The sequence below is a fragment of the Promicromonospora kroppenstedtii DSM 19349 genome (assembly GCF_000515355.1).
GTDB lineage: Bacteria > Actinomycetota > Actinomycetes > Actinomycetales > Cellulomonadaceae > Promicromonospora > Promicromonospora kroppenstedtii.
Genome location: NZ_KI911755.1, coordinates 3,019 through 7,345, shown reverse-complemented (window position 1 = coordinate 7,345; position 4,327 = coordinate 3,019). Strand labels below are relative to the sequence as shown.

At 72.6% G+C, this 4,327-nt stretch carries 6 protein-coding genes; all 6 read right to left on the bottom strand.

Features of this window, described 5'->3' with window-relative positions; translation table 11 throughout:
• Positions 1-125: 125 nt before the first annotated feature.
• The gene (locus PROKR_RS26220; RefSeq protein ID WP_036969634.1) at positions 126-623 is read right to left on the bottom strand and encodes a PH domain-containing protein; all 498 of its coding nucleotides are present in this window, start codon (positions 621-623) and stop codon (positions 126-128) included.
• Between the two features lie 5 nt (positions 624-628).
• Complete coding sequence (gene hisG / locus PROKR_RS26215; protein WP_036969631.1) at positions 629-1,492, bottom strand: ATP phosphoribosyltransferase; 864 nt, start codon at positions 1,490-1,492, stop codon at positions 629-631.
• Positions 1,493-1,612: 120 nt separating this feature from the next.
• Positions 1,613-1,876, bottom strand: a complete 264-nt coding sequence (locus PROKR_RS26210) for a phosphoribosyl-ATP diphosphatase (RefSeq protein WP_020015382.1) — start codon at positions 1,874-1,876, stop codon at positions 1,613-1,615.
• Positions 1,877-1,982: 106 nt separating this feature from the next.
• Complete coding sequence (locus PROKR_RS26205) at positions 1,983-2,666, bottom strand: hypothetical protein (protein ID WP_157602708.1); 684 nt, start codon at positions 2,664-2,666, stop codon at positions 1,983-1,985.
• A gap of 214 nt (positions 2,667-2,880) precedes the next feature.
• Entirely contained in the window at positions 2,881-3,372 is a 492-nt protein-coding gene (gene ribH / locus PROKR_RS26200) for a 6,7-dimethyl-8-ribityllumazine synthase (RefSeq protein ID WP_036969627.1), read from the bottom strand.
• Positions 3,369-4,327: GTP cyclohydrolase II (gene ribA / locus PROKR_RS26195; RefSeq protein ID WP_084800687.1), on the bottom strand; the 959-nt coding region annotated here is incomplete at its 5' end. The genes ribH and ribA, both read right to left, overlap by 4 nt.

The window sequence follows — 4,327 nt, the reverse complement described above, 5'->3', positions numbered from 1 at the left end:
CCACTACAGGCACGCAGCAGCCGCTGACGCCGGCTGATCGAAGAGCCTGACCAAGAAGCAGTGCGCCTGTCCGGAAGGACAGGCGCACTGCTTCTTTCTCTCACGAGCCTTGCTCCTACTAGGCCCTACCGCGGGGATCCCTGGTCCGGCTCCGCGGCCTCGCCCAGCTCAGCGATCAGCGCCACCAGACGCCGCGCCTCGGCCATGCCGTGCTCGCCGTCGGCCCGCTGGATGCCCATGACGGCGAGCACGTCGCCGTCAGCCAGGTCGAGGTGCACCCACGGGTCGTTGGGCCCGAACCGGACCGTCACGATCTCGGGCCAGTCCAGCCGGCGCCTGGTCGCATAGTTGACGACGGTGAGCCCGGTCCGGTCGGGGACCGCCCGCACCGCGCCGAACCGCCAGGCGACCAGGGCGCCCAGCAGCCCGAACACGATGATCGAGATGCGGTTCGCGGCGTCCGCCCCGGGGCCGCTCGCCGCCAGCGCGACGAACGTGCACCCGCCGGCGAACAGCAGCGCGATGCCGTAGGCGGTGGGCGTGCCGAACCGGCCGCGGAAGGTGCGGAACCGGTCGTCGCCCCGGCCCTGGCCGGAGGCGCCGCCACCCGTCGCCGGTCCCATGGGCCCTACAGCCGCGAGGCGTGGATGGACGTCACGATGATGGCGCGCGCCCCGACCTCGTACAGCGCGTCCATGATCCGGTTGGTCTCGCTGCGCGGCACCATCACGCGCACCGCACGGGCGTCGCTGTGGTGCTGCGCCGAGACCGTCGGGGACTCCTTGCCGGGCGTGATCGCCACGGCCTGCTCCAGCCGGGACTCGGGGACCACGTAGTCCATCAGCACGTACTCGCGGGCGGTGATCACGCCCTCCAGACGGCGGGTCAGCACCTCCAGGCCGGCGGGCGCCTCGGCGTCGGAACGCCGGATCAGCACGGCCTCCGAACGCAGGATCGGGTCGCCGAAGACCTCCAGGCCCGCTGCCCGCAGCGTGGTGCCGGTCTCGACGACGTCCGCGATCACGTCCGCGACGCCGAGCCGCACGCTCGACTCCACGGCACCGTCCAGGTGCACGATGGCGGCGGGCTCGACGCCCTGCTTCGCCAGGTGCTGCGCCACGAGCGTGGTGTACGACGACGCCACGCGGCGTCCAGCGATGTCCTCGATCCGGGTCACGGGCTCGGTCTCGCCGGGCCCGGCGGGCGCCGCGTACCGGAAGGTGGAGCGGGCGAACCCGAGGCCGAGGTGCTCGACGGCGTCGGCCCCCGAGTCGAGCATCAGGTCACGGCCGGTGATGCCGACGTCCACGGTGCCGGTTCCCACGTAGACCGCGACGTCGCGCGGGCGCAGGAAGAAGAACTCGACGTCGTTCTCGGGGTCGGCGAGCACGAGCTCGCGCGTGTCGCGGCGCTGGCGGTAGCCCGCCTCGCGCAGCATCTCGGAAGCGGGGCCCGACAGGGCGCCCTTGTTGGGGACGGCGATGCGCAGCATGTGGTTGGTTCCTCTCCGGGGTGTACGACGGGTCTGGGTGCGAGGTCCGGGTCTTGACAGGCTCGACCGGCGGTCAGCTCGACCAGCGGGGGTCGGGCCTGTCGAGACCTGGAAGCCTCGCTACAGATGCGTGTACACGTCCTCGAGGGTCAGTCCCTTGGCAACCATCAGGACCTGCAGGTGGTACAGGAGCTGGGAGATCTCCTCCGCCGTCTCCTTGTCCGACTGGTACTCCGCCGCCATCCACACCTCGGCGGCCTCCTCCACGACCTTCTTGCCGATCGCATGGACGCCCGCGTCCAGCTGGGCCACGGTGCCCGAACCCGCGGGACGGGTCTCGGCCTTCTCGGTCAGCTCGGCGAACAGGGTCTCGAAGGTCTTCACGTGCTCAGAGTAATCGGGCGAGGGGACCACCACCCCTCACCGTCCCACGTTGTGGCCAGGCTCTCGTTCCGGCCCGGGGCCGACGCCCCTCCTCCGCGAGTCGTGCTCAAGGGTTCTCGGGCCACTCTGCCGGCAGTGCGCCGTCGTCCTCGGGCGGTACGACGCCCTGGAACGGCGTGATCAGCTGGAAGCCCACCTCGCTGTCGCTCGACCCGTCCTCCGTCGAGCCCGACAGCAGCACGATCACAGGCCCGGGGGCGGTGGCCGGGTCGAGAGGGTCGCCGGCCGGGTAGGCGCTGTCGCGGCCGCCGCACGTCTCCGGCGTCGAGACCACCGAGATGCGCTCCCCCGGCGAGATCGCGAGCTCCTCCGGCGGTTCCCAACCCGGGATCTCGGAGTCGGGCCGCTCCAGCACCTCCTCGACGTCGAACAACCACCTATGCGCCTCGACGCCGTACAGGTCCGCTGTCCCGTCCCGCTCCACCACGTTCCCCAGCAGCACGGCACCGGCCGCGGACGCCGCCTCGGCCGGGTCGACGAACCGCACCCAGTCGACGCACGCGGCTCCCGCCATCTGGTCGAGCGGCTCCCCGAGCAGATCCTCCTCGGTCGGGTCGCTCGTCGTCTCGTTGGACGCTCTGGCCGTCTTCCCGTCCGCTCCCCCGGTCGCGCCGGACGCCCCACCGGGCAGGTCCGCGGCCGCACAGCCCGTCAACCCGCCGGCCAGTGCTCCGGCCAGCGCCGTCGTCATCACTACCGTTGCCGCCCGCCGGGCGCGTGAGGTTCTCATACCCGACCAGTGTGCCGAGGCCGGCTTTTCTTTCTGCTGTTTGGTGCGCTGCCCGCCCGGCGTGGGTGTGGTACAGCCGCTTGGCACACTATTTATGTCCGGGGAAGAGAAGCTTGACGGGCGAACAGCAGAGCCGGTCCCGGTCCACAGACCCGGACCGGCTCCCCGGGGTCTCAGCGCCGGCTCAGTGCCGCCAGAGCTCCAGGCACGCTGCTCAGACCCCGCTCGACGCGAAGGCCCGCAGAGTCGCCGCGGTCGCGATCGCCGCCTCCACGGCCTCCGCACCCTTGTCCTCCTTGGACCCCTCCAGGCCCGCCCGGTCCAGCGCCTGCTGCTCGTCGTCGCACGTCAGCACACCGAACCCGACCGGAACCCCGGTCCGCACGCTCACGTCCGTCAGGCCCGACGTCGCCGCCGAGCACACGTAGTCGAAGTGCGGCGTGCCCCCGCGGATCACCACGCCGAGAGCGACGACGGCGTCCGCGGCCGGCCCTCCCCCGATCCCGGCGGCACGCGCCGCGGCCACGGGCAGCTCGAACGAACCCGGCACCCGCACCTCCGTCCACGTGGCGCCGGACGCCACGAGCGCCCTGCGGGCGCCGGCCAGCAGGCCGTCCATCACCTGCTCGTGCCAGCTCGCCGCGATCAGCACCACCCGCAGGCCCGTGCCGTCGACGATCACGTTGGGTGCTCCAGCCCCGCTCATGCGCATGCTCCTTCGTTCTGGTTCAGCTCGTTCTGGCTCTGTGCTCGGTTCAGCTCGTCCTGGTTGAGCTCGGTGACCGCGACCGCGCCGAGACGGTGCCCCATCACGAGCCGCTTGGTCTCCAGGTACCGGTGGTTGTGCACGCCGTGCCCCACCACCAGCCCCCGCCGCCCGACGACGTCCGTGCCCGCCGCGCGCAGGCCCGTCACCTTGTCCGGGTTGTTGGTCAGCAGGGTCACACCGGCCACACCGAGGTCGGCCAGGATCGCCGACGCCGCGCCGTACTCCCGCGCGTCCACCGGCAGCCCGAGCTCGACGTTGGCTTCGACGGTGTCCCGCCCGGCGTCCTGCAGCGTGTACGCCTGGATCTTGGCCGCCAGGCCGATCCCCCGGCCCTCGTGCCCCCGCAGGTACACGACGGCGCCGCCCTCGGCGGCCACGGCGCGCAGCGACGCCTCGAGCTGCGGGCCGCAGTCGCAGCGCAGGGAACCCAGGCCGTCGCCCGTCAGGCACTCCGAGTGCACCCGCACCAGGGAGCCACCCTCGCGCCCCACGGGCGTCAGGGCCAGGTGTTCCGCGCCCGAGACGAGGTCCCGGTACGCGACCACCCGGAAGTCGCCGTGCCGCGTGGGCAGCGCTGCCTCGGCGACGCGCTCGACGCGGGGCGCAGGACGGGCGGGAACCGCACCTTCCTGCGCCGTGCCGTCCTCCGCTGTGCCTACTTCCCTGCCTTCCTCCGCTGTGCCAGCCGTGCCCTGCTCCGGTCCTGAACCGGCAGGCACCGGGTCGTGCGCCCGCCGCCATGCCACCAGGTCGGCGACGGTCAACAGCACCAGCCCGTGCAGAGCAGCCAGGTCGTGCGCCTCGGCCAGGCGCATGACGGCGCCGTCGTCGCGCACCAGCTCGGCGATCGCACCGACCTCGCCCAGCGCTGCCGCGCCCGCCGCGGCGACCC